This window comes from Bradyrhizobium sp. USDA 4538 (assembly GCF_024171045.1).
Lineage (GTDB): Bacteria > Pseudomonadota > Alphaproteobacteria > Rhizobiales > Xanthobacteraceae > Bradyrhizobium > Bradyrhizobium australafricanum.
Map to the genome: position 1 here is coordinate 8,682,966 of NZ_JALJZE010000001.1, position 26,767 is coordinate 8,709,732.

A 26,767-nucleotide genomic window follows, 5' to 3' on the forward strand; every position below is an offset into this window, starting at 1 on the left:
CCGCGGTTACGCGTCGTGACCCGCGTCGCGCTACTGGGGCCAATGCTAACCATGCAGGCAGCCATGCCGGATGCGCCTTGCGCGGCCGCCGCAATTGTCATCACGGCGTCATCGGCGCGCTGAATTCTCGCCGCGAATTTCTGGAGTGTCTGATATGGACGCGCGAACCCCGCATTTCGACGACGTCGAACACGCGACGCCGGGCTGGCGTCCAGAAGGCTGCGATCGTGTGGCCCTGGTCCTGCAGGGCGGCGGCGCGCTCGGCGCCTATCAGGCCGGCGTCTATCAGGCGCTGCATGAATCCAACATCGAGCCGGACTGGGTCTGCGGCGTCTCGATCGGCGCGATCAACTCGGCGATCATCGCCGGCAATCCGCCCGAAAAGCGGCTGGAGCGGCTGCACACATTCTGGGATCGCATCACCAGCCGCAAGATCTGGCACTACACTCCGGACGGCGACGTCTTCCGCAAGGCGCGCAATTTCACCAGCTCATGGCTGACGACCACGCTCGGACAACCCGGCTTCTTCACCCCGCACCAGGCCAATCCGTGGTTCAGCCCGGCCGGCGCGCGCACCGCCACCAGCTACTACGACACCACGCCGCTGCGCGAGTCCTTGCTCGAGCTGGTTGATTTCGACCGCATCAATTCCAAGAAGATACGCTTCGCGGTCGGCGCAGTGAACGTGCTCTCCGGCAACTTCATCTATTTCGACAATGCCCATGACGAGATCATTCCCGAGCACATCATGGCGAGCGGCGCGCTGCCGCCGGCGCTGCCGATGGTGAAGGTCGGCACCGATCATTTCTGGGACGGCGGCATCGTGTCCAACACGCCGCTGCAGCATCTGCTCGACCAGGAAGACAACATGAATTCGCTGGTGTTCCAGGTCGACCTGTTCTCGGCGCGCGGCGCGCTGCCGCGGGACATCCAGGACGTGATGGCCCGGCACAAGGACATCATGTATTCGTCGCGCACCCGCTACAACACCGACGTCTATCGCAAGACCTACAATCTGCGCACCGCCCTGCACAATGCGCTGGGAAAAATCCCCGACGATCAGCTGTCGGACGAGGAGCGCCAGCTCAAGAAGGCAAACGCCCGGTTGCCGGGCATCACGCTATTGCAGCTGATCTATCAGCAGAAGGCCTATGAGGGCGACGCCAAGGATCACGAATTCTCCGGCACCTCGATGCGCGAGCACTGGGTGAGCGGGCACGAGGACACCAAGCGCTCGCTGAAGCGGCGCGAATGGATCAAGATGCCCGAGAACGGCATGGGCATCGTGATCCACGACGTGCATCGCGAAGCGGAGTAAATACGTGTCGTCATTGCGAGGAGCGCAGCGACGAAGCAATCCATACCTCAGCACATGGTTATATGGATTGCTTCGCTGCGCTCGCAATGACGATTGAGGCGCCGCTTACGGCCGCGTCGACATGTTGCTCGGCGGACCAGCCTTGCGGATCGGTTCGGCGAGGCGCGCGAACTCGCAGAGCAGCGAGCGCGTCTTGCGCGGATCGATCACCTCCTCGACCCAGAACTTCTCGGCCGAGCGGAACGGCGAGCGCAGCTTGTTGAGGCGATCCTCGATCTCGCGCAGTTTGGCGGCGGGATCGGCGGCCGCATCGATCTCGGCGCGATAGGCCGCCTCGATGCCGCCTTCCAGCGGCAGCGAGCCCCAATAGGCCGACGGCCACGCATAGCGCATCGAGAAGCGGTTGGCCGGCTGATGCACCACGCCGGCGACGCCGAAGGCGTTGCGGATGATGATGGTGCACCAGGGCACCGTGCTCTGGTTGACCGCCGCCATCGCCCGCACGCCATGGCGGATGGTCGCCGTCTTCTCCGCCTCGAGCCCGATCATGAAGCCCGGGCAATCCATGAGATAGACCACCGGCAGATGGAAGGTCTCGGCGAAGTCGACCCAGCGCACCACCTTCTGGCAGGCGTCCGCGGTCCACGAGCCGCCATAGTGGAACGGATCGCTGGCGAGCAGCAGCACCGCCCTGCCCTCGATCCGTGCCAATCCGGTGATGATCGGGCGGCCGAAATTGGTGCCGACCTCAAAGAACGAGCCCTTGTCGACGACGGCATCGATGATCGGCCGCATCTTGTAGACCTGCCGGCGGTTGCGCGGCACGGCGGTGAGCAGCGATTCCTCTGCACGCTCCGGATCGTCGGTGCAGGGAATGGTCGGCGGCAGATCGTAGACCGACGACGGCAGATAGGACAGGAAGCGCCGCGCGTAGTCGAACGCCTCCTCTTCGGTCTCGACGGCCTGATCGATCGCGCCGGCGCGGGTCTGGATGTCGGCGCCGCCGAGCTCTTGCTTGGTCAGATCCTGACCGAGGCGCTTCACCACCGGCGGGCCGGCGACGAACATCGCGGAGCTCTTGGTCATGACCGAGTAGTGCGTGGCGGCAAGCCGTGCGGCACCGAGGCCCGCGACCGAGCCGAGCCCGAGACCGACCACCGGCACGCGCGCCAAATTGGCGGTCGTGTACCAGTACCAGCGCGTGCCGCCGACGCCGCCGGGCAGATTGGCCGCGCCCCTGGTCTCGATCGTCTTCACCGAGCCGCCGCCGCCGGAGCCCTCGATCACGCGAACGATCGGCAGGCGGAAGTCGTGCGCCATCTCCTCCGCCATCAACGGCTTGGCGGAAATCGATGCATCCGCCGAGCCGCCGCGCACGGTGAAGTCGTCGCCGACCACAACGACGGTGCGGCCGTCGACCCTGGCGCGGCCGAACACGCAGTTCGCCGGCGTCAGGTGCTTGAGTTCGTTGCTCTCGTCATATTCGGCGATGCCGGAGATGGCACCGACCTCATGGAAGCTGCTCTGGTCGACGAGCTTGTCGATGCGCTCACGAACCGTGAGCCGGCCCTGGTCGCGTTGCCGCTTGACCTTGTCAACGCCTCCCATCTCCCGCGCGAACGCTTCGCGGCGGGCGAGGTCGTCGAGTTCCGGCTTCCAGTTCATTCACTGCTCCCGTCTTGATGATTTTGTTGTTGTTATGGGCGGTCACCGGAAGCGTCTTGCGCTCGATCCGATTGCTGAAGATGTCGCCGTCGGCGCCTTCGAGCAGGCTGCCGAGCGCGGCGGCGAGCTCGACCATTTGCGGTGCGACCTCGCGGTGCAGCCGCGCCTCGTCATACATCGCCGAGAGCAGGCCGATCGTGGTGACCACATAGGTCTGATACTGCGGCGACCACAGCGGCACCGCGACGCCGTTGATATGCGGGCTCCACAGGCCGCAGGCGACGACGTAGCCGTGCTCCTGCAAATGCCGGCGGTTGGCCTCGATGCGCGGCGTCAGCATCTTGGCGCTGTCGGGCAATTCGCCTTCCATCTCCGCGATCAGCGCGTCGCCGATCGCGGGATCGAGTGCGGCCGTATAGGCGTGGCCGGCCGCGGTGGTCGCCATCGAGATCCGGCTGCCGGTGGCCTCATGCAGGCCGAGCGCGTTGGCCGCGCGGGCGAACTCCAGATAGACCAGGTGAAAGCGGTCGGGGATGACGAAGCCCACCGTGCCGGGCAACTGATCGGCGACATCCTGCAGGCGCAGCCGGATCAGATTGCGCAGCTGCAGCCCCTTCATCATCGTGGTGCTCATCGCGACCGCGCTCGGGCCGATGCGATATTTCTGGTCGCGCGGCAGATAGACCAGCTGACCCATCCGCGTCAGCGTGTGCGTCAGCCGTGACACCGTCGAACGCGGCAGGCCGCAGCGGTTCGAGATCTCGAGATTGCCGAGCCGGGCTTCGTGTCCCTCGAAGCACCGCAACACATCGAAGGCGCGCGACACCACCTGGATGACATCGCCATCGCCTGTCTCGCTGGCGAGCATTCCCTGCCTGCTAAGCCGTTCCGAGCGCCTTCCCATCTGTTTGGCTCCATTCCGTCCTGCGGAATAAAATTCCACTTGCAGAAGAAGCTACCTCAGGCAATCTGCCGCCACAACAAAAAGCCGTTCGCCGGATGAAATTTCCGCAGACGGTATCGGAGAGTGGAATGCCAGAGATCAAGGTTGTGACCGAAGTTGCCGGGCGCGTTTGCGCGCTTCCTGTCGAGACCGGCAGCAGCATCGGCAATGGCGACGAGATTGCGTTCGTCGAAGCGATGAAGATGGAAATACCGGTCACGTCGACGACAGCAGGCAAAATCAAGTCGATTCTGGTCAAGATCGACGATGTCATCGCCGAAGGCCAGGCGGTCGCGATCGTCGAGACCTGAGATTCCACCCTTGCCGTCCGGCCGCGACAATCTGTCCGGTATTGCAGCGGCTGAAATCGCCGGCTTGCGCCGGAGGTAGCGTTGCCATCGCCGGATCACGATGCAATCATCCGCCCGGAAAAGTTTCGCACAGCGAAACAAAGGGAGGAATTATGATCCATCGGCTGATGGCGCTCGCGCCTGCCGCTCTTGCCGGCATTTCGATCTTCGCTGCCCTGCCCGCCTCGGCCGAGGACATCAAGCTGCCGCCGACCATGGCGGTGACCGCCTACGACACCGGCACCGCCGGCTTCAACATCGCGGTCGGCGTCGGCAAGATGATGAAGGACAAATACGGCACCGACGTCCGCGTGCTGCCGGCCGGCAACGACGTCGCGCGGCTCGCGCCGCTGCGCGCCAAGCGCGCGGTCTCCTCGGCGATGGGATCGGGGACCTATTTCGCGCAGGAAGGCGTGTTCGAATTCGGCGCCAAGGAGTGGGGCCCGCAGCCGCTGCAGCTCATGCTGTCGTCGGTGGACTGCAATTGCGGCGCGCTCGGCGTGGCAGCCGATGCCGGCGTCAAGGAAATGAAGGACCTTCGCGGCAAGCGCGTCGGCTTCGTGGTCGGCTCGCCGGCGCTGAACCAGAACTCGCTCGCGATGCTCGCGTTCGGCGGCCTCACCCAGAAGGACGTCAAGATCGTCGAGTTCGCAAGCTACGGCGCGATGTGGAAAGGCCTGATCAACAACGACACCGATGCCGCGTTCGGCACCACGATCACCGGCCCGGCCAAGGAAGCCGAGACCTCGCCGCGCGGCCTGATGTGGCCACCGCTACCCGCCGACGACAAGGAAGGCTGGGCACGGGTGAAAAAGGTCGGCTCGTTCTTCTTCCCGCAAACCGCAACCTGCGGCGCCGGCATCTCGCCGGACAAGCCGATCCAGCTCGGCAATTACCCTTACCCGATCTTCGTCGCCTATGCCGCGCAGCCGGTCGACCAGATCTATGCGATCACCAAGGCGATGATCGTCAACTACGACGCCTACAAGGATTCGGCGCCCGGCGCCGCCGGGCTCGGTGCCGACCGGCAGACCAAGAACTGGGTCGTCCCCGTGCATCCCGGCGCGGTGAAGGCGCTCAAGGAAACCGGCCACTGGAGCGACGAGCAGGAGGCGCACAACAACACGCTTTACAAGCGCCAGGAGGTGCTGGCCGCCGCCTGGACGGATTACGGCAAGTCGAGCCCGCCGTCGGACGACAAGGCCTTCCTCGATGGCTGGATGAAGGCGCGCGCTGCCGCGCTTGCGAAAGCCAATATGCCCAATGGCTTTGAGTGAGACCCGCCAACGCGCGATGAGATCGGGTTAGTCGTCATCGCGCTTGCGCCCGTTCGAGCATGGTGCTTCCGGAAAACCGCTTCGCACTTTTCCGGATCATGCTCTAGGCTACGGGCAAAACGGACAACATTGGGGGATGCGTAATGCCCGAGAACGCCGCGGCTGCGCCTGCGAAAAGAATCGAGTTTGAAGATCCGCATGCCGGTCTCGACAATCTGCAGGAGGCCGAGGTCACGCGCGTGCGCACCCTGCGCGGGGTGTGGCGTTGGGCGCTGGTGGTCGCAACCGCCGCAACCATCCTGCTCTGCATCAACCAGCAGTTCTCGCTGCGCTTCTTCATCGACTACACCCAGCTCAACACCGAATATTTCTATCTCTTGATCGCGCTGATGCTGCCCTTCACGTTCCTGATCTTCCCCGGATCGGAGCGCGCGCCGCTGAACCGCATTCCCTGGTATGATCTCGCGCTCGCCGTCGCGACCTTCGCCGCCTCGATCTGGCTGATGCTGAACGTGCGCAAGGCGGCGCAATATGGCTGGGAGTCCGACGGCGCCCCGAGGAACGTCATCATCGCCGGCCTCGTGATGTGGGTGATGCTGATGGAGGCGCTGCGCCGGACCGGCGGCTGGAGCCTCCTGCTCAGCGTGCTGCCCTTCACCGTCTATCCGCTGTTCGCCGAGGCCAGCTGGCTCGGGCCGTTCCGCGGCTCGCAGCTCACGCTCGACCAGACCACCGCCTATCACGTGTTGTCCGGCGAGAGCCTGCTCGGCATTCCGATCCAGGCCTTCGCCGATACCGTGATCGGCTTCCTGGTGTTCGGCACCGCGCTGATGATGACCGGCGCCGGAAAATTCTTCATTAACCTCGCCTTCGCGCTGTGCGGCACGTTCCGCGGCGGCGCCGCCAAGGTCTGCATCTTCGCGTCCGGCCTGCTCGGCATGATGTCGGGCTCGATCGTCTCCAACGTGCTGACCGCCGGCACGATGACGATCCCGGTCATGAAGAAGAGCGGCTTCCGCGCCTCCTATGCCGGCGCGATCGAGGCCTGCGCCTCCACCGGCGCCGTGCTGGCGCCGCCGGTGATGGGCGCCACCGCGTTCGTGATCGCGCAGTTCCTCAATATCAGCTACGCGGAGGTCGCGGTGGCCGCGATCATTCCTGCGGCGCTCTACTATGTCGGCCTGTTCATGCAGGTCGACTCCTACGCCGCACGCCACGGGCTGAAGGGCATTCCGCGCGCCGAGCTGCCGCGCGTGATGGATACGATCAAGAACGGCTGGTATTACGTCTTCGTCATTGCGCTCCTGATCGTGATGCTGCTGTATTTCAAGCGCGAAAGCCACGCGCCGTTCTACGCCACCGCGCTGCTGCTGGTGCTCAACCAGATCTTCTCCAAGGAGAGCCGCTGGACGCTCGGGACGATCGGAAAATTCCTCGAGGTCAATGGCCGCACCTTCGTCGAGCTGGTCGGCATCCTCGCCGGTTGCGGTCTGCTGATCGGGGCGTTCTCGATGACCGGCGTGGTCTCGAGCCTCGCCAACGATCTGTTGACGCTTGCGGGCGACAACGCGTTCCTGCTGCTCGTGATGTGCGCCTTCACCAGCCTGATCCTCGGCCTCGGGCTGACCACCACCGCCTGCTACATCTTTCTCGCCATCCTGGTCGCGCCCGCGCTGGAGAAGCTCGGGCTGAACCGGATGGCGGTGCACATGTTCATCTTCTATTGGGGCATGCTGTCGTCGATCACCCCGCCGGTGGCGATCGCCTCCTTCGCTGCGGCCGGCATCGCCGGCTCGCCCGCGATGAAGACCGGATGGGAATCGATGTGGGTCGGCAGCATCATCTATTTCATCCCGTTCTTCTTCGTGCTGAACCCGGCGCTGGTGATGCAGGGACCGAGCCCCTATCTCGCCGGCCTCGGCCTGATGGCGCTCGCGGCGTGCGGCACGCTGTTCATCTGCGGCGGCATCCAGGGCTATCAGGCCTTCGTCGGCGACCTCCGCGGCGCCGGTGCCCTGGAATGGCCGCTCCGGGTGCTGCTGGTGATCGGCGGCTTCGTGCTCGCGACGCCCGGCGGCGGCATCAACCCGCTGTCGCAGCTGCAGGTGTCGCTGCTGGGGGTCGCGATCCTCGCCCCGACGCTGTTGATCGCGTTGCTGCTGGTCCGCCGTCAGGCGCTGGTTCCGAACCAGTTGCGCGCGCCCTGATTGCGATGCACAACAGGAGGCGATGAAACGATCGCCTCCTCCCGTCACCGCCACCACCACGGCCTGGTCCAGCTCGAAGCCGCCGCTGCTGCGGTTTCTGCACACCTGTTACGCAGACTTCCTGCCGGAGACCGCCGGCGCGGTGGCCGACTACATCCCCGAGCTCGGCAAGGCCGACCCTGCCCATTTTGGCATCAGCCTGGCGACGCTCGACGGCCACGTCTACGAGGTCGGCGACACCAGGGTGCCGTTCACCATCCAGTCGATGTCGAAGCCGTTCGTGTTCGCGCTGGCGCTGGACACGCTGGGCGCCGAACGAGTGGAAAGCGTGATCGGCGTCGAGCCATCCGGCGACCCCTTCAACTCGATCCGGCTCAATGCCGAGAACCATCCGTTCAATGCGATGGTCAATGCCGGCGCGATCGCCTGCTCCGGCCTGCTCCACGCCGACAAGGGCGACGGCGCGTTCGACTATATCCGCCAGGCGCTCGGCCGCTTCGCCGGGCGTGAGCTCGATGTCGACGAGGCGGTCTACGCCTCTGAGAGCGCCACCGGCGACCGCAACCGGGCGATCGGTTATCTCCTGCGCACCAACAGCGTGATCACCGAGAACGTGCCTGCGGTGCTCGATGTCTATTTCCGGCAATGCTCCATCCTGGTCACCGCGCGCGACACCGCCGTGATGGCGGCTACGCTCGCCAATCGCGGCATCAACCCGCTGACCGAGGAGCAGGTGGTGACGCCCTACGCCATCGCGCGCACGCTATCGGTGATGACCTCGTCGGGCATGTACGACTATGCCGGCGAATGGATCTACCGCGTCGGCATTCCCGCCAAGAGCGGCGTCGGCGGCGGCATTCTCGCGGCACTGCCGGCGCGGCTCGGGCTCGGCAGCTATTCGCCAAAACTCGACAAGCACGGCAACAGCGTGCGCGGCATCAAGGTGTGCGAGACGCTGTCGGCGCATTACGACCTGCATATACTGAACCGCAGCGACGACGCCCGCCACAGCATCATTGCCGACTACAATATCGGCAAGAACCCGTCGCGGCGGGTGCGCCGGCCGCAAGAGCAGGAGACCCTGGCAAAGCACTTCCAGGAGGTGCGCGTGATCGAGCTGGTCGGTACGCTGTCGCTTTCCAATGTCGACTATGTCTCGCGCCGCCTCGCCGGCAGCCCGCGGCCGGAATTCGTGATCTTCGATCTGCGCCGTGTCACGGCGACGACCCGCGCCGGCGCAAGGCTGGTGGCCGAAGCGTTCCAGGAACTCGCCGAGCTCGGCGTCACCGTGATCCTGTCCGGCATCAAGCGGACCTCGCGCGAATGGGCCACGATCAGCGAGTGGACCAGGCGGCTCGGCAATATCAGGGATTTCTACCTGCTCGACACCGCGATCGAGTGGGCCGAGGACCAGATCGTCTACCGCTACGGCGGCTCGATCGACTTCCTCGAGACCACGGAGCTTTCCGAGCAGCCGCTGCTCGCCGGATTGAGCGAAGCCGAGATTGCCGATCTCACCGCGCTTTGTACGGTCCGAACCTACCAGCAGAACGAGAAGGTCATCGCCGCGGGCAGTGAGGCGGCCTCGCTGTTCTTCCTGCGCAGCGGCGTGGTCCACGTCACTCTGCCCGACGGCATCCGGCTTGCGACGCTGACTGCCGGCATGGCGTTCGGCGAGATGGCGCTCTTGGAGCCGACGCGCTCGGCGGATGTGCTCGCTGACATGTCGGCGACCGCCTATGAGGTCACGATCAAGGATTTCGAACGCTTCCGCGAGCAGCACCCGCGCGCCGGCGAGCGGATCATGCGCAACCTCGCGCAGATCCTCGCCGATCGGCTGATCGTGGCGAATGCCAAGGTGGATCTGCTGACGTCGGGGTAGGTCTCTCTGTTCTCCCTCTCCCCGCCCTTCGCAGGGGTGTCCGGGGAAATTCAGGCATAGCGGAGCTCCATCTGGTCAGGTGAGATGGTTGATTTCCGACGGCTGGGGTTGATGGGCGGAGGTTTGTCGATGGCAGCGAGGGATCGACGCGTGAGCAGGAGCTGGCCGACGAGTTCGGCGAACCTGAGCGGGAGCATTTTGATGCAGTTGGTGTGAGCGGCGATGCGCAGCAGCAGGTAGGCAATCATCGCAGCGAGCACCTGAAGGCGGATCGCGTTGTCGTTGGCGCCGAGGAACTTGCGAATATCGAGATGCTGCTTGATCCAGCGGAACAGCAGCTCGATTTGCCATCGGCTCTTGTAGAGGGCGGCGATCTCGACGGCGCTACGGACAAGGTCGTTGGTCAGGAGTGTGATCTTGCCGCCTTTCTCGCGTCTGATCTTGATGCGGCGGAGCGGGATTGGAAGGCGCGAATCGCCCTTGCTGGTGAGCTTCACCTCGTCATCGGCAAGGATTTCGAAGCCATCCCCGTTACGCTTGCGGATGGCGCGATGCCTGAGCGAGCGAAGACGGATGCTCGTCTTCGCCCGGGTAACGAAGAAAGCCTTGCTATCATTGATCTTCTGCCACCAGTCGAAACGGCAATAGCCCTTGTCAAACACATAGGTGGTGGCGGGCTGGATTGGGGTCTGTCGGCCGATCTCGATGTCATTGACGTTCGCGGCCGTCATCTCGACGCAGGTCGGGACATCGCTCCTTGGGTCGTAGACGACATGCAGCTTCATGCCGCGGATGCGGCCGTTCCACGTCGCCCAACTGCAGACCTTGCCGAGCGGGATCGGACTGGCGTCGATCAGACGCACCATCTCCATGCCTTCACTCCGCAGCTGGCGACGCGCCATCGCCGACAGCGCCGCAAAGGTTTGCGCGAAAATGCCGATCGGACGGCGGGCATTGGCATCGGACAACGTCGAGCGCGACAGCTTGCCGGTTCCCAAGTGATAGTGATGCTGCGAATTGGCGTTGAAGCCAGTCACCACCCCGCGCAGACTGCTGTTGCCGCTAAGCTGGGCATAGATCAGCGCCACCAGATGATCCCAGCTCCTGAACGACTTGTCGTAGGCATCCCCGTCCAGACGATCCACAACCGTCTGAAACTGCCGTCGATTGATCGGTTCAAGCAGCCTTCCAAAAATGCTACCGCGATATCGCATGCTCGGCCCTCTGTGTCTCGACAACCAGAAAAGACCGATTTGCCTCGGTCCTGCCGAGCATGCACCGCGACACAGTGAATCATTCCCCGGACACCCCTGCGCGTGCGGGGAGAGGGTCAGGGTGAGGGGCTGCATCCGCAAAATAACTTCGAGTTAGACTCGCGGAGATTCCCCCTCACCCGGACCGCATTCCGCTTCGCTGCATGCGCTCCGGCCTCTCCCCGCAGGCGGGGCGAGGCGAAGGACTCCGCGACGCGATCCGCTCAGCTCACCACTTCCGTGACCGGCTGCATGTCGATCTCGAAGGTCTCGAGAAATTTCGACGTCATGATGTAGAACCCGACCGAGAGCTGCAGCTCGATCAGCGCGGCCGGCGTCAGCTTCGCCGCGATCGTCTTGAAGGTCTCGTCGGTCGGCTTCTTCAGCTTGACGATCTCGTCGGTAAAGGCGAGCGCCGCGCGCTGCACCTCGTTGAAGCAGGTCGCGGACTGCCAGTCCTCGAGCGCGGCGTTCTGCTCGTCGGTGACGCCGACATTCTTGCCGATGCGCTTGTGCGCGACGATCTCGTAGGGCGCCTCGCAGAGAATGCCGGTGCGCGTGATCGCAAGCTCGCGGACGACGGGATCGAGCTCGCCCTTGTGGCGGATCGCGCCGCCGAGCCGGCAGTACTGTTCAAAGTAACTTGGCGAATGCGCCATCATGCGGAAGATATTGGCGTTGCGGTTCTTGTCGAGGATCTCGCGGGTCCGCGGGCTTGCCTTCGCGGGATCGGAGTAGTCGATACGGGCCATTTCCTAACCTTGATCTTGCTGTCGTTTCTGTCGGGTTCCGAAACACTAGAGCTTTTTCCGTTCCGATGAAATCGGAACGGGGCCCTAGATCCTTGTTTTGACGCGTTTTCTTGACGCGAACCGGTATCAACTTCGCTCGAAAACGCTCTGTACGAGCTGCTGTCGCAGGAGCAACACGCGCGAGTCAAATTGCCGCCGCATTCCCAGACAACGCTGTCACAGTCGATATTCGCTGAGTGGGGACTCGTCAAAAGCGAATACTCGACGCGGGGTGTTCCGAGTAAAAAATCCGGCCGTCTTGCGCGCAATTTGCGCAACGATGAGTCACGCCCAAGTCTAGGGGAAACGCATGAAGGAAGCCACCAAGAGGGCGGCCTCGGAAGCGCTTGCGCAAATGCTGGCGGTGACGGCAATGCTCGTCATCGCCAGCTTCATCTTTTATTGGCACTGAGGCATGATCCGGAAAAGTGTGTAGCGGTTTTCCGAAAGATCATGCCCAAAATGATCCGCAAACTATGAGGGGCAAGAGCGAACCAGTTTAGCCTGGTCTTGCGTTCTGACTGGATCGTTCAGCCCCTCATTTCGCCTTTGCGAAATATGGAACCAGCCTCCCCGCGAATTGCGTGAAGCGCGCCGCGACCTTGTCGCCGATGGCAAGGTCATTGTCGCCATGAGCCATCATGCGAAAGCCCTCGTCGGCATCGACAAGCACGATGTTGTACGGCACATGTGCCCGCGTCTCGGGCGTCGCGGCGCGGCAGACCAGCGAGGTCGCATACACCGTCCCTGCCCCGCTCGCGCGATGCTCGGCAAGATCGGGCGAGCCGCAGGCGGCGCAAAAGCTGCGGCGGAAATATTGCCGCGCGCCGCAGCCGTTGCAGGTCTGGTAGACGATGGCTTCAGTGCCCTTGGTCCAGTCCACGATCGGTCCGCTCATCGCACGCGCTCCAGGAACATGCTGACATGCGACGACAGCACGCCGCCATCGCCGTGCAGCAGCGCCACCGAGGCGTCGCGCACCTGACGATTTTCGGCGCGGCCGGTCATCTGCAGATGGGTCTCGATCAGATGCGCCATCGCGCCGCCGACGCCGCAATGGCCGTAGCTGAGCAGGCCGCCATGGGTGTTGAGCGGCATCTCGCCATCCTGATTGAAATAGCCGGCGCGCACCCGCGCCGCCGCCTCGCCGCGTCCGGCAAGGCCGAGATCCTCCAGCAGCATCGCGAGCGTGATCGTGAAGCTGTCATAGACCGCGGCGTAGCGCACGTCCGGGATCGCGACGCCCGCCGCCTGCTTCGCTTTCGCGATCGAAATCTCGGCGCCGAGTTCGCTCAGCGCAGGTGCTGCGGTGACGTGCTGATGGGTGTGTGCCTGGGCGCAGCCGCGGACGCGGACCTGCCGCTCGCCGGTCGGCTCGCGGCTGATCACACAGGCCGCACCGCCGTCCGACACCGGGCAGCAGTCGAGCAATTTGAGCGGCATCGCCACCGGCTTGGAGGCCATCACGTCGGCAACCGTGATCGGCTCGTGGAATTGCGCGCCGGGATGCGTCAGCGCGTGCTTGCGCATCAGCACCGCGAACTCGGCGAGGTCTGCCTGCGTGAGGCCGTATTCATGCATGTAGCGCGTTGCGACCAGGCCGTAGTAGGCCGGGATCGTCGGCCCCAGCGTCACCTCGTAATCGGGATGGCCGACCTGGGCCAGCGCCTGGATCGAGGCGTCGCGGCTCTGCCCGGTCAGCCGGTTCTCGCCGCCGACCACCAGCACGTGTTTTGCAACACCGGCATCGACCAGGTGATGCGCCAGCATGGTCATCGCAAGCCCGGTGGCGCCGCCGACCTGCACGGCGTGCGCGTAAGCCGGGCGAATGCCGAAGTGCTCGGCGAACACCGTGGCCAGCATGATATGCGGCGAGACCGTGGAGTAGCCGCAGAGGATGCCGTCGATCTCGGAGCGCTTCAGCCCGGCATCCGAGATCGCAAGCTCGGCCGCCTTGCTCATCAGGTCGAGCGAGGACAAGCCCTCATGCTTGCCGTAGGACGTGAGGCCGACGCCGGTCACGAAGCTCATCGTGTCTCTGCCCTCTCCATCGTCATTCCGGGGTGGTCCGAAGGACCATTCCCGGAATCTCGAGATTCCGGGTTCGATGCTTCGCATCGCCCCGGAATGACGCTGTGGGAACTTCCTGTCATCAATACGACTTCGGAAGGCCGAGCACCTTCTCGCCGATGAAGCTGAGGATCAGCTGTGGACTGATCGGCGCGATGCGCGGGATCAGCGATTCCCGCAAGTAGCGCTCGACGTGATACTCCTTGGCGTAGCCGAAGCCGCCATGGGTCATCACCGCCTGCTCGCAGGCATGGAAGCCGGCTTCCGCCGCGAGATATTTTGCGGAGTTCGCCGCGGGGCCGCAGGGCAGGTTCTGGTCATACTGCCAGCCGGCGCGCAGCACCATCAGCCAGGCAGCCTCCAGTTCCATCCAGCACTTCGCCAGCGGATGCTGGATCGCCTGGTTCATGCCGATCGGACGGTTGAACACGATGCGGCCCTTGGCATATTCCGACGCCCGCTTCAGCGCGATCTGGCCGAGGCCGACCGCTTCGGCCGCGATCAGGATGCGCTCGGGATTCATGCCGTGCAGGATGTATTCGAAGCCGCGGCCCTGCTCGCCGATGCGGTCTTCGACCGGGATCTCGAAATTCTCGAAGAACAGCTCGTTGGAATCGACCGGCTTGCGGCCCATCTTCTCGATTTCGTGCACGGTGACGCGCTTGCGGTCGAAATCGGTGTAGAACAGGCTGAGGCCATGGGTCGGGCTGCGCACCTCCTCCAGCGGCGTGGTGCGCGCGAGCAGCAGGATCTTGTTGGCGACTTGGGCGGTCGAGATCCACACCTTCTGGCCGTTGACGATGTATTTGTCGCCTTGGCGCACCGCGCGGGTCTTGAGCTGCGTGGTGTTGAGGCCGGTGTTCGGCTCGGTCACCGCGAAGCAGGACTTGTCGCGGCCGTCGATGATCGGCGGCAGCATGCGCTGGCACTGCTCCTTGGTGCCGAAGACCACCACCGGATTGAGGCCGAACACGTTCATATGCACCGCGGACGCGCCGGACATGCCGGCGCCGGATTCGGAGATCGTGCGCATCATGATCGCGGCATCGGTGATGCCGAGCCCGGAGCCGCCGTACTCCTCGGGGATGCAGATGCCGAGCCAGCCGGCATCGGCCAGCGCGCGGTGGAAGTCGGCCGGATAGCCGCCCTCCTTGTCCTTCTTCAGCCAGTAGGCCTCGTCGAAGCGCGAGCAGATCTTGGCGACGGCATCGCGGATCGATTCCTGGTTGGCGGAGAGTGCGAAATCCATCTGTCGTGCTCCTATGCCTGCACCGCTTTGGCCGCGCCTTCGCGCACCATTGCCGCGATCTCCTCGGTGGAGAAACCTGCCTCCTGCAAAATCTCCGCGCTGTGCTCGCCGAGCCGGGGCGCCAGCCGACTCGGCTCGACCTTGGTCTCCGACCACCGCGCGGACGGCGTCATGCTGCGGATCCGGCCCTCGGTCGGATGATCGACCACGGGGAAGACGCCGGTCGCGACCATATGCGGATCCTCCAGCAGGCTTTCGAGATCGTGCATCGGCATCACCGGCACGTCGGCCTTTTCGAGGATCTCGTTCCACGCGGCGGTGGTCTTGGTCTGGAGAATACGCGCGAGCTCGGCGTAGACGACATCGATATTGGTGGCACGGCCGGCGAAGGTCGCGAATTTCGGATCGCTGCGCAGATCGTCGCGGCCGGTTGCCTTGAAGAAGTTCTCCCACTGCTTGTCGTTGTAGACGATCACGCAGATATAGCCGTCGAGCGTCTTGTACGGCCGCCGGTCCGGCGACAGATGGCGCGCATAGCCGCCCTTGTCGAGCGGCGGATCGTAGGTCAACCCGCCCATGTGGTCGCCCATGACGAAGCCGGCCATGGTCTCGAACATCGGAATGTCGACGCGCTGGCCCTGCCCGGTGCGGTCGCGATGCACGAGGCTCGCACAGATCGCGCCGACCGCGGTGAGGCCGACGATGCGGTCCACCAGCGCGTTCGGCACATAGCGCGGCACGCCGTCCGAGGTTTGCGCCATCAGCGCCGGCAGCGCGGTCGCGCCCTGGATCAGATCGTCATAGGCGGGCTTGGCGGCATAAGGTCCCTCCTGGCCGAAGCCGAACACGCCGGCATAGATCAGCCGCGGGTTGACCTCGGAAACGACGTCATAGCCGAGCTGCAGCCGCGCCATCGCCTGCGGGCGCACATTGTAGACCAGCACGTCGGCCTTCGCGATCAGCCGCAGCACCGCCTCGCGCCCCGCCGGCTTCTTCAGATCGAGGCAGACCGAGCGCTTGCTGCGGTTGGTGTTGAGGAACACCGGTCCCATGCCGGGATGCCGCGTTGGGCCGATCTGCCGCGTCACGTCGCCGTCGGGCGATTCCACCTTGATGACGTCGGCGCCGTAATCGCCAAGCATCTGCGTGGCGTAGGGTCCCATCAGCACGGTCGTCATGTCGACGACCTTGATACCCTGCAGTGGTCCCATCGTCCTGTTCGCTCCCGGATGTCGTGGTTATGGAGCTAGTAACGGGAGCTATTCCAAGAGATCAAGCTGCGCCGGGCGTATGGGCGTATGCATGGCCGCGGCCGGGCCGCTTCCGTGCGGCGGAACGCAGGGTGGGCAAAACGAAGCGGATTCACCGCCGCCCTTATGCCAGCGACTGCCCCGTCATCACCTCGCGCGCCTTCAGGAGCTTCTCCAGTTCCGCATTCTGCTGCTCGAGCCGCTCGGCGATGCGCTCCTCGACTTCGGCGCCGGCAGCGCCTGCGGCCTGCTCGATCAGCTGCCTGATATTGTCCCGGAGGATCGCGATACGATCGTTCACTTCCGACAGCGACAGAGACGTCTCGATTCCCATGGTCCGTTCTCCCGGTGACAAGCACAGGCAGCTTAGCGCGGCGGGAGGTCCGGGCATATCCCCTAACCGCCTTAGTGACCCCAATCCCTACTGTGCATGGGGTTGTTTTCGATGTTTTCGATTCAACCCAGCCTCGCCCCGCTTTAGCCCATGCCTTTGGCCAGCATCTCCCGCAGCGCGGTCTTCAGCACCTTGCCGTAATTGTTCTTCGGCAGGGCATCGAGATAGACATAGCGCTTCGGCCGCTTGAAGCGGGCGATCGAGGCAAGGCAATGCGCGTCGAGCTTGCCGTCGTCGGCGGCAGTGCCCTCCGTCAGCACGACGCAGGCGACGACGATCTCGCCCCATTCCGGATCCGGCACACCGACGGCCGAGACCTCGCGGACATCGGGATGGGTCAGCAGGGCTTCCTCGACCTCGCGCGGATAGATGTTGGTGCCGCCGGAGATGATCACGTCCTTGGAGCGGTCCGACAGCGTGAGGAAGCCGTCGGCGTCGAGGCGGCCGACATCGCCGGTGCGCAGCCAGCCGTCCTTCAGCGTCTCGGCATTGGCCTTCGGATTGTTCCAGTAGCCGAGCATCACGGTCGCGCCCTTGACCTCGATCTCGCCGGTCTCCCCGGCAGGCAGCGGCTTGCCGTCCCTGTCGGTGATGCGCACGGTGACGACGCTCTGCGCCAGCCCGACCGAAGCCAGCCGTTCGAGATAGCGCGGGTGATCGCTCCGGGCGTGCCAGCCGCGCGACAGCGCCGTGATGGTCATCGGCGACTCGCCCTGGCCGTAGATCTGCACGAAGCGCTGGCCCATCGTCGCCATCGCATCGGTGATGTCGGCCGTGTACATCGGACCGCCGCCATAGATGATGGTGCGCAGCCCTTCGCCGTTCTCGCCGCGCTTCTTCGCGGCATCGACCAGGCGGCGCACCATCGTGGGGGCCGCGAACATCACGACATTGTCGAGCTGGCGGCCGAGGTTGAGCACCTCGTCCGGATCGAAGCCGCCGGACTCCGGCACGACGTGGCGGCCGCCCATCCGGACATGCGGGAAATTGTAGAGGCCGGCGCCATGCGAGATCGGTGCGGCATAGAGCGAGGCATCGTGCGGCGTCGCCGGATCGACGTCGGCGAGATAGCACAGCGACATCGCGACCAGATTGCCGTAGCTGAGCATCACGCCCTTGGGACGGCCGGTGGTGCCCGATGTGTAGAACAGCCAGGCGAGATCGTTGCTCTCGCGCGGCAGCGGCGCAGGTGGGCCCTCGCCGCTTCGCATCGTTTTGTAAGCGTCGCTGTCGACCGACAGCATGGTCATGCCGGCGGGAGCATCCGCCTTCGCCTCGGTCAACGCACCGATCGTATCGTCGGAGACGAAGGCGAGCTTGGCACCGCCATTGCCGCAGATCCATGCCGCCTCGCGGCCGTGCAGCTTGGCATTGATCGGGATCGCGGCAGCGCCGATCCACCAGATGCCGTAGAGGCATTCGAGATATTGCGTGCAGTTCGACGCAAACAGCGCGATGCGGTCGCCGGCGGCAATGCCGTGATCGCGCGCCAGCGCCGCCCCGATTGAGGCGGCGCGGCGGGCAAAGGTGGCATAGTCGGCGTCGAGATCGAAACCGGTCAGCAGCGCCGGCGCGTCGGGACGCGCCCGTGCCGTCGCCGCCAGCCATTCGGCAATGTTCAAGCTACTTCGCCGGCTCGAGGATCGAGACGTAGTTGGCGACCGCGGCGCCGCCCATGTTGAAGATGCCGCCGATCTGCGGGTTCTTGAGCTGCATGCCCTCGGGCGCCTGCCCCGTGAGCTGCATCGCGCTCATCACATGCATGGAGACACCGGTGGCGCCGATCGGATGGCCCTTGGCCTTGAGGCCGCCGGACGGATTGACCGGCAGCTTGCCGTCCTTCTGGGTCCAGCCTTCCATGATCGCGCGCGCGCCCTGTCCCTTCGGCGTCAGGCCCATCGCTTCGTATTCGATCAGCTCGGCTACGGTGAAGCAGTCATGGGTCTCGACGAAGGACAGGTCGGAGAGCTGGAGGCCGGCCTTCTGCAGCGCGCGCTGCCAGGCGGTGGTGCAGCCTTCGAACTGCAGGATGTCGCGCTTGGACATCGGCAGGAAATCCTGCGCATGCGCGGTGGCGCGGATGTTCACCGCCTTGCCCATGGTCTTGGCGGTCACGGCATCGGTCAGCACCAGCGCGGCGGCGCCGTCCGAGACCAGCGAGCAGTCGGTGCGCTTCAAGGGACCGGCGACGAACGGGTTTTTGTCGCTCTCGGCGCGGCAGAACTCGAAGCCGAAATCCTTGCGCATCTGCGCATAGGGATTGGCGACGCCGTTCTTGTGGTTCTTGGCGGCGATCATCGCCAGCGCATCCGACTGGTCGCCGTATTTCTGGAAATAGGCCTGCGCGATCTTGCCGAACACGCCGGCAAAGCCGCCGACCGTGTCGCCGTCCTCGGGCAGATACGACGCCTTGAGCAGGTTCTTGCCGATCTCCGGGCCCGGCGTCTTCGTCATCTGCTCGACGCCGACCACCAGCACGATCTTCGCGGCGCCGGCTTCGATGGCGCGAATGCCCTGATGCACGGCGGCCGATCCGGTGGCGCAGGCATTCTCAACCCGGGTGGTCGGCTTGAAGCGCAGCGCCGGATTGGCCTGCAGCACCAGCGAGGCCGTGAAATCCTGCGGCGAGAAGCCGGCGTTGAAATGGCCGAGCATGATCTCGTCGACATCGGACGCGGCGATGCCGGCGTCAGCCAGCGCCTCGTTGGCGACCTTGACCACGAGACCCTCGACGGTCTCCGCGTCGAACTTTCCGAATGGCGTGTGCGCCCAACCCACGATGCTGGCGGTCATGGCCGTATCTCCCTGTTCCTGTTCGGAGAGTTATGTAGCGTATCTTCAGGCGGCTTTCAGCGTTTTCATCGCCTTCGCGCACATGGCGGTTATGCCGGCCCAATTGCCGGCGCGGATATCGGCCGCGGGGCATAGCCAGGAACCGCCGACTGCCAGCACATTCGGCTCGGCGAGCCAGGTCGCCGCATTGGCCTCACTGACCCCGCCGGTCGGGCACACCCTGACCTGCGGAAATGGCCCGGCCAGAGCCCGCAGTGCCTTGATACCGCCCGCCTGCTCGGCCGGGAAGAATTTGACGACGTCGAAGCCGTGGGCCAGCGCCTGCATCAACTCGGAGGCGGTCGCGATCCCCGGCGCGAAGGGCAACCGGCTGGCGGCTGCCGCCGTCAACAGCTCGGGCGTCGCACCGGGGCTGATGCCGAATTTGGCGCCCAGTGCCTCGGCGCGCACCAGGTCGTCACCATTGAGGATCGTGCCGATCCCGACGATCGCCTCCGGCACACCGGCGATGATGGCCCTGGCCGCGTCGACCGCGACCGCCGTCCGCAGCGTCACCTCGAGCGTCCGCACGCCGCCGGCGACCAACGCCTTCGCCAGCGGCACCGCGTCCTCGAGCCGCTCGATGGTCAGCACCGGAATCACGGTGGCCTGGCGGATCAGCTCGGCGATCCGGTCCTGCTTCGATGTCGTTGTCATTGCGAGGCCTTGCGGGATGGTGGGAGACGAAGCGCCTTTTTCGGCGGCATGGCGTAACGCGGAATGATCGCGCCGGGATAGCACACCACGACACCGGCCAGCCGATGGCCGGCGCGCGCCGCCTCCTCTGGCTCGGCGCCGCCGAGCCGCGCGGCGAGATAGGCGGCGGCAAAGCTGTCGCCGGCCGCGGTGGTATCGACGACCGGCTTGGTAAGCTGCTCCGCCTTCACCTCGCGCGTTCCGCCGGCCGAGCGCACGATGCAGGCCGGCTCGGCGAGCTTCAGCACCACCTCGGGGCTCGAGATGCCGGCCAGCAGCGCCGTGTTGCTCTCGCCGGGATAAAGCGGTGCCAGATCCTCGGTCGAGGCAAGCACGATATCGGCCGTCTCGAACGCGCTGCTGAAGACCTTCCGCGCGACGTTCAGGTCCGGCCAGCCGCGGGCGCGGAAATTTGTGTCGAACGCAAACCGCGTCCCCAACAGCCGCGCACGCTTCAGCGCCGCCAGCAATCGCTCCTGCCCGTCCTCGCGCAGGATCGAGAGCGTGATCGCCGAGAGATAGACGACGTCATAGGTCGCGAGCGAATTCAGGATGTCTTCCGTTTCGGGCAGATCCATCAGGTCGCGGGCGGCGGCGCTGTCACGCCAGTGGAAGAAGCGCCGCTCGCCCTTGTCGTCGGTCTGGATCAGATAGAGGCCGGGCAGCTTGCCCGCCGATCGCGCGACATGCTTGGTGCCGATGCCCTCGCTCGCCCAGCCCGCGATCATCTCATCGCTCAGCGCATCATCGCCGAGCGCCGTGAAGTAATCGACGTGGATGCCGAGCCGGGACAGATAGACCGCGGTGTTGAGCGTGTCGCCGCCATAGGAGCGCGAATACAGCCCGCCGAGCTGCCCGCCAGGGGCCTGGCGCAGCTCGATCATGCATTCGCCGATGCTGGCAACTCTGGTCATCTCGAGCGCCGCGCTAAAGCGCGATGAAGCCTGGTTGAATCATCATCGCGCCTTAGCCCCTTGTCTGAGCATGATCTTCGCGCAAACGCGTTCCGCGTTTGTCGCGAGGGAAACCGCTTCGCACTTTTCCGGATCATGCTTTAGCCCGGACGTTGCTCAGGCGGCGAACTTGCCGCCGAGTTCGTCCTCGATATGGATCCGGATGATGTCGTCGAACGTCTTCTCGGCCGTGGTGAAGCCGAGCTTCAGCGCGCGGTCAGTAGCGAAATCGCGCGGCCAGCCCGAGACGATGCTGATGATGGTCGGATCGGGCACCCGCTTGATGCGCGCGGTGACGTTCTTGCCGGCGACGCGCTCCAGCGACGCGATCTGCTCGCCGACGGTGACGGACATCCCCGGCATGCTGAGATTGCGCCGCGGCCCCATCGCGTTGAGATCCATCGTGCCGGCGTGAACCAGAAAGCCGACCGCCGATTTCGGCGAGGCGTGCCAGTGCCGGACGTCCTCGGAGACCGGCAGCACCGCCTCCTCGCCCGCCAGCGGCTCGCGGATGATATTGGAGAAGAAGCCGGACGCCGCCTTGTTCGGCTTGCCCGGACGCACGCAGATTGTCGGCAGGCGGATCGAGATCCCGTCGAGCAGACCCTTGCGGGTGTAGTCGTTGATCAGGAGCTCGCAGATCGACTTCTGCGTACCGTAGCTCGTCAGCGGCGTATGGAAGAATTCGTCGCCGATCTTCTCGGGGAACGGCGCGCCGAACACCGCGATCGAGGACGTGAACACCAGCCGCGGCTTGTAGCCGCCGCCGACGGCACGGATGGCGTCGATCAGATAGCGGGTGCCGTCGAGGTTGATCCGGTAGCCCTTGTCGAACTCGGCCTCGGCCTCGCCCGAGACGATCGCGGCAAGATGGAAGATCACCTCGGGACGCTCGGCGATCAAGGGCGCCGCGGCGCCGGCATCGGCGAAATCGGATGCGACCACATTGACCGGGATCAAGGCATTCGCGGGCTTGGCCGGCGCGACCACGTCCTGCAGCGTCATCCGGGTGATCTCTTGCTTGCCGAGGCGGCCCTCGCGCAAGAGACGCTCGGTCAGCTTGCGGCCGACCATGCCGGCGGCGCCCAGAATCAGAATGTGCACGACCCTGCTCCTTTTCTTGTCTTGTTCGAATTCAGCTGCGGGCCTTGCGCGCTCATTCCTTCACGGCACCCGTCATCGCCGAGACATAATGCTCAACGAAGAACGCGTAAAGAATAACCAGCGGCAGCGAGCCGCATAGCGCCCCTGCCATCAGGGACCCCCAGCGATAGATGTCACCGTCAACGAATTCGTTGACGATGGCGACCGGGACGGTCTTGTTCGGGGTCGATTGCAGGAACGTCAGCGCATAGATGAACTCGTTCCAGCACAGGGTGAAGCAGAAGATGAAGGCCGAGATCAGGCCGGGGACAGCGAGCGGCAGCACGATCTTGATCAGGATTTGCCAGCGGCTGGCGCCGTCGATCAGTGCGCATTCCTCGAGCTCGAACGGGATGGTCTTGAAATAGCCCATCAACAGCCAGGTCGAGAACGGAATCAGGATCGTCGGATAGGTCAGGATCAGCGCCAGGGGCGAGTCGAACAGGCCGTACTGAAACACGACGGTCGCGAGCGGAATGAACAGGATCGACGGCGGCACCAGATAGGCCAGGAAGATCAGGCCGCCGACGACGTTGGCGCCCTTGTAGCGCAGCCGCACGATCGCATAGGCCGCGAGCACGCTCGCGATGATCGACAGCACGGTGGCGCCCACCGCCACATACATCGTGTTCCAGAGCCAATGCGGATAGTAGCTCTCGAACAGCAGCTTGTGGATGTGCTTGAAGGTCGGATTCCAGGTCCAGAACGGATTGTACTTGTCGAGATCGAGCAGTTGCTCGTCCGGCTTGATCGCCGTCAGCCCCATCCAATAGAACGGGAACAGCAGGATGATCACGATGATCGACAGCGGGATGTAGAGCGTCACGATGCGCCGCGGCACCGACTGCAGGTAGCTCATGCCCTCGCTGTTGTCGACGCGCGACGGCGTCGACAGGATGCTCTTGAGGTCGACCTTGGAGGCGGGAAGATCAGTCATTGCTCTCTCCCTGCTGCCACTTCCTGCGTTGCAGCCCGAACCATGACACCATGATCGCGGCGAGCAGGAACGGGATCATCGCGCTCGAAATCGCGGCGCCCTCGCCCAACTGCCCCGCGATGATCGCGCGCTGATACGACAGCGTCGCCATCAAATGAGTGGCGTTGACCGGGCCGCCACGGGTCATCGCCCAGATCAGCTGGAAATCGGTGAAGGTGAACAGCACCGAGAACGTCATCACGACGGCGATGATCGGCGTCAGCAAGGGATAGGTGATGTAGCGGAACATCTGCCAGCGCGAGGCGCCATCCAACGTCGCCGCCTCGTACAGCGACGGCTGCACGGTCTGCAGGCCCGCCAGCAGCGTGATCGCCACGAACGGTACGCCGCGCCAGATATTGGCGAAGATCACGCAGATCCGGGCCCAGGTGGTGTCGCCGAGGAAATTGATGTTCTGGGTGATCAGGCCGAGATGCTTGAGCGACCAGGAGATGATCGAGAACTGGGAATCGAAGATCCACCAGAACGCCAGCGCCGACAGCACGGTCGGCACGATGAAGGGGATCAGCACCGCGGCCCGCAACAGCGCCTTGAACGGCATGCGCTCGTTGAGCAGCAGCGCCAGATAGAGCCCGACCGCGAACTTCACGGCGCTCGCGATGAAAGTGTAGAGCAGCGTGTTGAAGACCGACAGCCAGAAGATGGCATCGTCCCACAACCATTCATAGTTCTCAGTGCCGATGAAATGACCGACGCGGCCGATGCGGGTGTCGGTGAAGGACAGCCAGATGCCGAGCCCAAGCGGATAGGCCAGGAAGAAGATCAGGAACGCCATCGCCGGCAACATGAACCAGAAGCCGAGCCAGTTCTTGTTGTGGCGGAGCTGATCCCATGCGGTCGCTTCGCGGATTTCGGTTTTCGCACGTCGCGGCGCGAGGGCGATGTCAGCCATAGGCGATGTCCCGATTGCTCAACGGATTGAGCATGACTACGCAATATTCCAATGATGGCATTCCAATGATGACGCGGGCGGCGGCGCTCCGCCGCCCGCGGCCATCACATCAGCGATAGATACGCTTCAGCTGCCGTTCGGCTTCCGCCATCGCGGCCTTGCCGTCCTTGGCACCGGTGCAGTAGTTCGCGAACATGTCGACCACGATGAAGTCGGCGATCGCGGTCGCGGCCTTCTCGCCGGGCGTGCCGATGCCGGAGGCCGGCAGCGCGCGCTTCGAGGCCTGGCCGAACACCGCGTTCTTCGGATCGGCGGTCCACACCGGAGCCGAGTCGTAGGCGTTGAGCGTGTGGGTGAGATAACCCCGCGCGCCCGACAGCCACTTCTCGAAATTCTCCTTCTCCAGCATGAAGGCGATGAAGGCCTTCGCCGCGTTCGGATATTTGCAGAAGTTGAAGGCGAGGATCGGAACCGCGAGTTGCAATTCGGTCGGCTTGCCGATCGAGCCGACCGGCCACAATGCGTGGTCGATGTCCTCGGCGAGCTCCTTCTTGCTCGGATCGTCCTTGGCCGCGACGTAGATCGAGATGCCGTTCGAGGTCAGGAACAGCTCGCCCGACAGGAAGGCCTTGTTGTTGGAGGAATCGTTCCAGGACGCGACACCCGGAATGAAGGTCTCCGACAGCGCCTTGGCATACTCCAGCGCCTTCATCGTCTCCGGCGAATTGATGATGACCTTGTCGTCCTTGTCGACGGTCCAGGCGTTGTGGCCCCAGAGGATGTTGTGCACCCAGGCATTGGCGTCGCCGGTGGCGTGGCCGAGCGCGAAGCCGGCCGGCGTGTTGTTCTTCTTCAGCGCTTTGCACAGTTCAAGATAGGCCGGGAAATCGGACGGCACCTGCTTGAAGCCGGCCTTCTCGACCGCCGACTTGCGATAGGTCAAATAGCCGCCGATGGTCGCGACGGGAATGCCGAGCCAGTCATTGCCCTGCTTGCAGGTCTTGGCCGCGGCTTCGGTCCAGCCGCCATATTTGTTGCCGAGATAGTCGGCAACGTCGTTCATCTTGAGAACCTTGGTCGGGAACAGCTGCGGCAGCGTGTGCAGGCCCCAGGCGAGGTCGAGACCCGAGCCGGTGTTGGCGGCGACCGAGGCCTTCGGCTGCACGTCCTCGAAGGACTCGCTGAACACGTTCATCTCGGTGCCGGTTGCCGACTTGAAGGCCGCGACCATGGCGTTGAATGCATCGTCTTCCGCGGGCACGAAGCGCTTCCAGCGCATCACGGTGAGCTTGGCGCCGGGCTCCGCCTTCCAGGGCGCGCTCTGCGCCCAGGCCTTGGCGAAGTCAAACAGCGCCGGCCCGGTGAGCATGCCGGTTGCAGCCAGCGCCGTGCCGCCCTGAAGTAGCGAGCGGCGAGTAAAATCGTGCATCGTCCTTCTCCCTATGATTGTGTTTTTGTTGTTTTTGATCTGGCCTGTTGGTCGGCCATTAAGATCGATCGGTCCGTCAGCTGTTCAGTCGCTTCCCCGTCGAATCGTCGAACAGATGGACCAGCGACGGATCCGGCTTGAGCCGAACCTTGTCGCCCGGGTTGAACAGATGGCGCTCGCGGAACACGGCGACGACCTGCTCGCCGCCGAGCTTGGCGAACACCTGGGTCTCCGAGCCGGTCGGCTCGACCACCACGATCTCGGCCTCGGCGCCGTCATCGGCGATGGTGAAATGCTCGGGCCGCACGCCGTAGACCGCGGGTTGGCCGTCGGAATTGGCCGGCGCCGATTTCAGCGGCAGCTTGACGCCGTTCGGTCCCTCGAAATAGGCGGCGCCGTTCACCTTCACATTGCCCTTGAGGAAATTCATCGCCGGCGAGCCGATGAAACCGGCCACGAACTGGTTCGCCGGCGTGTCATAGAGTTCGAGCGGCGAGCCCATCTGCTCGACGATGCCGTCATGCATCACGACGATCTTGTCGGCCATGGTCATGGCCTCGATCTGGTCGTGGGTGACGTAGACGGTCGTGGTCTTCAGCCGCTGGTGCAGCTCCTTGATTTCGGTGCGCATCGCAACACGCAGCTTGGCGTCGAGGTTCGACAGCGGCTCGTCGAACAGGAACACCTGGGGATCGCGCACGATGGCGCGGCCCATCGCGACGCGCTGGCGCTGGCCGCCGGAGAGCTGGCGAGGATAGCGCTCGAGCAGCGGCGTCAGCGCAAGGATTTCCGCGGCGCGCTTGACGCCGGTCGAGATCTCCTCGGGCTTGGCGCCGCGCAGCTTGAGCGAGAAGCCCATATTGTCGGCGACGGTCATATGCGGATAGAGCGCGTAGTTCTGGAACACCATCGCAATGTCGCGCTCTTTGGGCTGGACATTGTTGACGACGCGGTCGCCGATCGAGATCGTGCCGGAGGTGATGTTCTCGAGCCCCGCCAGCATGCGCAGCAGGGTCGACTTGCCGCAGCCGGAGGGGCCGACCAGAACGACGAACTCGCCGTCCTCGATCGGGATCGACACGCCGTGCAGGACCTCAAAATTGCCGAACGATTTCCGCACGTCGCGAATCTGGACCGACGACATCCACTTCCCTCCCTCAAGTTCCCGACGACGTA

General features: G+C 64.4%; 23 protein-coding genes. 5 read left to right on the top strand and 18 right to left on the bottom strand.

Annotation, left to right across the window (positions count from 1 at the left end; genetic code table 11):
* Positions 1-154 precede the first annotated feature (154 nt).
* The gene (locus J2R78_RS40105) at positions 155-1,318 is read left to right on the top strand and encodes a patatin-like phospholipase family protein (protein WP_253609121.1); all 1,164 of its coding nucleotides are present in this window, start codon (positions 155-157) and stop codon (positions 1,316-1,318) included.
* A gap of 105 nt (positions 1,319-1,423) precedes the next feature.
* Here the strand turns inward: J2R78_RS40105 and J2R78_RS40110 are convergent, their stop codons facing one another.
* Together J2R78_RS40110 and J2R78_RS40115 are read right to left on the bottom strand one after the other, a co-directional pair.
* Entirely contained in the window at positions 1,424-2,983 is a 1,560-nt protein-coding gene (locus J2R78_RS40110; RefSeq protein WP_057019749.1) for an acyl-CoA carboxylase subunit beta, read from the bottom strand.
* The gene (locus tag J2R78_RS40115) at positions 2,913-3,887 is read right to left on the bottom strand and encodes an IclR family transcriptional regulator (RefSeq protein ID WP_253609122.1); all 975 of its coding nucleotides are present in this window, start codon (positions 3,885-3,887) and stop codon (positions 2,913-2,915) included. Before J2R78_RS40115 ends, J2R78_RS40110 begins: the two co-directional genes overlap by 71 nt.
* A 128-nt stretch (positions 3,888-4,015) precedes the next feature.
* Between J2R78_RS40115 and J2R78_RS40120 the strand changes: the two genes are divergently transcribed.
* From J2R78_RS40120 to glsA, 4 genes are all read left to right on the top strand, one after another.
* Positions 4,016-4,237: an acetyl-CoA carboxylase biotin carboxyl carrier protein subunit gene (locus tag J2R78_RS40120; RefSeq protein WP_076826552.1), complete on the top strand. Its 222-nt coding sequence runs from the start codon at positions 4,016-4,018 to the stop codon at positions 4,235-4,237.
* 152 nt (positions 4,238-4,389) lie between these two features.
* A complete protein-coding gene (locus J2R78_RS40125; protein ID WP_057019746.1) occupies positions 4,390-5,553 on the top strand; it encodes a TAXI family TRAP transporter solute-binding subunit in 1,164 nt (387 codons plus the stop codon).
* A 143-nt stretch (positions 5,554-5,696) separates the two neighbouring features.
* Positions 5,697-7,760, top strand: a complete 2,064-nt coding sequence (locus J2R78_RS40130) for a TRAP transporter permease (protein ID WP_253609123.1) — start codon at positions 5,697-5,699, stop codon at positions 7,758-7,760.
* 22 nt (positions 7,761-7,782) lie between these two features.
* Positions 7,783-9,642, top strand: coding sequence for a glutaminase A (glsA, locus tag J2R78_RS40135; RefSeq protein ID WP_253609124.1), 1,860 nt, complete (start codon positions 7,783-7,785; stop codon positions 9,640-9,642).
* Between the two features lie 50 nt (positions 9,643-9,692).
* Here glsA and J2R78_RS40140 read toward each other — a convergent pair whose 3' ends face one another.
* The 16 genes from J2R78_RS40140 to J2R78_RS40215 form a co-directional block, all read right to left on the bottom strand.
* Entirely contained in the window at positions 9,693-10,856 is a 1,164-nt protein-coding gene (locus tag J2R78_RS40140; RefSeq protein ID WP_253605569.1) for an IS4 family transposase, read from the bottom strand.
* 263 nt (positions 10,857-11,119) lie between these two features.
* The gene (locus J2R78_RS40145; protein ID WP_253609125.1) at positions 11,120-11,647 is read right to left on the bottom strand and encodes a carboxymuconolactone decarboxylase family protein; all 528 of its coding nucleotides are present in this window, start codon (positions 11,645-11,647) and stop codon (positions 11,120-11,122) included.
* A gap of 577 nt (positions 11,648-12,224) precedes the next feature.
* Entirely contained in the window at positions 12,225-12,584 is a 360-nt protein-coding gene (locus J2R78_RS40150) for a Zn-ribbon domain-containing OB-fold protein (protein WP_092085482.1), read from the bottom strand.
* Complete coding sequence (locus J2R78_RS40155; protein ID WP_253609126.1) at positions 12,581-13,717, bottom strand: thiolase family protein; 1,137 nt, start codon at positions 13,715-13,717, stop codon at positions 12,581-12,583. The genes J2R78_RS40150 and J2R78_RS40155 overlap by 4 nt, the downstream gene beginning before the upstream one ends.
* A 121-nt stretch (positions 13,718-13,838) precedes the next feature.
* Positions 13,839-15,005 (bottom strand): acyl-CoA dehydrogenase family protein, encoded by a 1,167-nt coding sequence (locus J2R78_RS40160; protein WP_253609127.1) that lies wholly within the window; start codon positions 15,003-15,005, stop codon positions 13,839-13,841.
* An 11-nt stretch (positions 15,006-15,016) separates the two neighbouring features.
* Positions 15,017-16,216 carry a CaiB/BaiF CoA-transferase family protein gene (locus J2R78_RS40165; RefSeq protein WP_253609128.1) on the bottom strand — a complete coding sequence of 400 codons (1,200 nt, stop codon included), beginning with the start codon at positions 16,214-16,216 and terminating at the stop codon, positions 15,017-15,019.
* A gap of 163 nt (positions 16,217-16,379) precedes the next feature.
* Entirely contained in the window at positions 16,380-16,589 is a 210-nt protein-coding gene (locus J2R78_RS40170) for a hypothetical protein (RefSeq protein ID WP_253609129.1), read from the bottom strand.
* Positions 16,590-16,732: 143 nt separating this feature from the next.
* The gene (locus J2R78_RS40175) at positions 16,733-18,271 is read right to left on the bottom strand and encodes a class I adenylate-forming enzyme family protein (protein WP_253609130.1); all 1,539 of its coding nucleotides are present in this window, start codon (positions 18,269-18,271) and stop codon (positions 16,733-16,735) included.
* Between the two features lies 1 nt (position 18,272).
* A complete protein-coding gene (locus J2R78_RS40180; RefSeq protein ID WP_253609131.1) occupies positions 18,273-19,442 on the bottom strand; it encodes an acetyl-CoA acetyltransferase in 1,170 nt (389 codons plus the stop codon).
* A 45-nt stretch (positions 19,443-19,487) separates the two neighbouring features.
* Positions 19,488-20,138 (bottom strand): bifunctional 4-hydroxy-2-oxoglutarate aldolase/2-dehydro-3-deoxy-phosphogluconate aldolase, encoded by a 651-nt coding sequence (gene eda / locus J2R78_RS40185; protein ID WP_253609132.1) that lies wholly within the window; start codon positions 20,136-20,138, stop codon positions 19,488-19,490.
* Complete coding sequence (locus tag J2R78_RS40190; protein WP_057019736.1) at positions 20,135-21,091, bottom strand: sugar kinase; 957 nt, start codon at positions 21,089-21,091, stop codon at positions 20,135-20,137. The genes eda and J2R78_RS40190 overlap by 4 nt, the downstream gene beginning before the upstream one ends.
* Positions 21,092-21,247: 156 nt before the next feature.
* The gene (gene denD / locus J2R78_RS40195; protein WP_253609133.1) at positions 21,248-22,234 is read right to left on the bottom strand and encodes a D-erythronate dehydrogenase; all 987 of its coding nucleotides are present in this window, start codon (positions 22,232-22,234) and stop codon (positions 21,248-21,250) included.
* A gap of 52 nt (positions 22,235-22,286) precedes the next feature.
* Entirely contained in the window at positions 22,287-23,210 is a 924-nt protein-coding gene (locus tag J2R78_RS40200) for a carbohydrate ABC transporter permease (RefSeq protein WP_016847193.1), read from the bottom strand.
* On the bottom strand, positions 23,203-24,162 hold the full coding sequence (locus J2R78_RS40205) for a carbohydrate ABC transporter permease (protein WP_018271134.1): 960 nt from the start codon (positions 24,160-24,162) through the stop codon (positions 23,203-23,205). The genes J2R78_RS40200 and J2R78_RS40205 overlap by 8 nt, the downstream gene beginning before the upstream one ends.
* Positions 24,163-24,271: 109 nt before the next feature.
* Positions 24,272-25,591, bottom strand: a complete 1,320-nt coding sequence (locus tag J2R78_RS40210; protein ID WP_057019733.1) for an ABC transporter substrate-binding protein — start codon at positions 25,589-25,591, stop codon at positions 24,272-24,274.
* Between the two features lie 76 nt (positions 25,592-25,667).
* Positions 25,668-26,735, bottom strand: a complete 1,068-nt coding sequence (locus tag J2R78_RS40215) for an ABC transporter ATP-binding protein (protein WP_028334988.1) — start codon at positions 26,733-26,735, stop codon at positions 25,668-25,670.
* Between the last annotated feature and the right edge of the window lie 32 nt (positions 26,736-26,767).

Excerpts from the sequence above, each read along its gene's own strand:
- J2R78_RS40105 (WP_253609121.1), top strand. The coding sequence starts at position 155 with ATGGACGCGCGAACCCCGCATTTCGACGACGTCGAACACGCGACGCCG.
- J2R78_RS40110 (WP_057019749.1), bottom strand. The coding sequence starts at position 2,983 with ATGAACTGGAAGCCGGAACTCGACGACCTCGCCCGCCGCGAAGCGTTC.
- J2R78_RS40115 (WP_253609122.1), bottom strand. The coding sequence starts at position 3,887 with ATGGGAAGGCGCTCGGAACGGCTTAGCAGGCAGGGAATGCTCGCCAGC.
- J2R78_RS40120 (WP_076826552.1), top strand. The coding sequence starts at position 4,016 with ATGCCAGAGATCAAGGTTGTGACCGAAGTTGCCGGGCGCGTTTGCGCG.
- J2R78_RS40125 (WP_057019746.1), top strand. The coding sequence starts at position 4,390 with ATGATCCATCGGCTGATGGCGCTCGCGCCTGCCGCTCTTGCCGGCATT.
- J2R78_RS40130 (WP_253609123.1), top strand. The coding sequence starts at position 5,697 with ATGCCCGAGAACGCCGCGGCTGCGCCTGCGAAAAGAATCGAGTTTGAA.
- glsA (WP_253609124.1), top strand. The coding sequence starts at position 7,783 with ATGAAACGATCGCCTCCTCCCGTCACCGCCACCACCACGGCCTGGTCC.
- J2R78_RS40140 (WP_253605569.1), bottom strand. The coding sequence starts at position 10,856 with ATGCGATATCGCGGTAGCATTTTTGGAAGGCTGCTTGAACCGATCAAT.
- J2R78_RS40145 (WP_253609125.1), bottom strand. The coding sequence starts at position 11,647 with ATGGCCCGTATCGACTACTCCGATCCCGCGAAGGCAAGCCCGCGGACC.
- J2R78_RS40150 (WP_092085482.1), bottom strand. The coding sequence starts at position 12,584 with ATGAGCGGACCGATCGTGGACTGGACCAAGGGCACTGAAGCCATCGTC.
- J2R78_RS40155 (WP_253609126.1), bottom strand. The coding sequence starts at position 13,717 with ATGAGCTTCGTGACCGGCGTCGGCCTCACGTCCTACGGCAAGCATGAG.
- J2R78_RS40160 (WP_253609127.1), bottom strand. The coding sequence starts at position 15,005 with ATGGATTTCGCACTCTCCGCCAACCAGGAATCGATCCGCGATGCCGTC.
- J2R78_RS40165 (WP_253609128.1), bottom strand. The coding sequence starts at position 16,216 with ATGGGACCACTGCAGGGTATCAAGGTCGTCGACATGACGACCGTGCTG.
- J2R78_RS40170 (WP_253609129.1), bottom strand. The coding sequence starts at position 16,589 with ATGGGAATCGAGACGTCTCTGTCGCTGTCGGAAGTGAACGATCGTATC.
- J2R78_RS40180 (WP_253609131.1), bottom strand. The coding sequence starts at position 19,442 with ATGACCGCCAGCATCGTGGGTTGGGCGCACACGCCATTCGGAAAGTTC.
- eda (WP_253609132.1), bottom strand. The coding sequence starts at position 20,138 with ATGACAACGACATCGAAGCAGGACCGGATCGCCGAGCTGATCCGCCAG.
- J2R78_RS40190 (WP_057019736.1), bottom strand. The coding sequence starts at position 21,091 with ATGACCAGAGTTGCCAGCATCGGCGAATGCATGATCGAGCTGCGCCAG.
- J2R78_RS40200 (WP_016847193.1), bottom strand. The coding sequence starts at position 23,210 with ATGACTGATCTTCCCGCCTCCAAGGTCGACCTCAAGAGCATCCTGTCG.
- J2R78_RS40205 (WP_018271134.1), bottom strand. The coding sequence starts at position 24,162 with ATGGCTGACATCGCCCTCGCGCCGCGACGTGCGAAAACCGAAATCCGC.
- J2R78_RS40210 (WP_057019733.1), bottom strand. The coding sequence starts at position 25,591 with ATGCACGATTTTACTCGCCGCTCGCTACTTCAGGGCGGCACGGCGCTG.
- J2R78_RS40215 (WP_028334988.1), bottom strand. The coding sequence starts at position 26,735 with ATGTCGTCGGTCCAGATTCGCGACGTGCGGAAATCGTTCGGCAATTTT.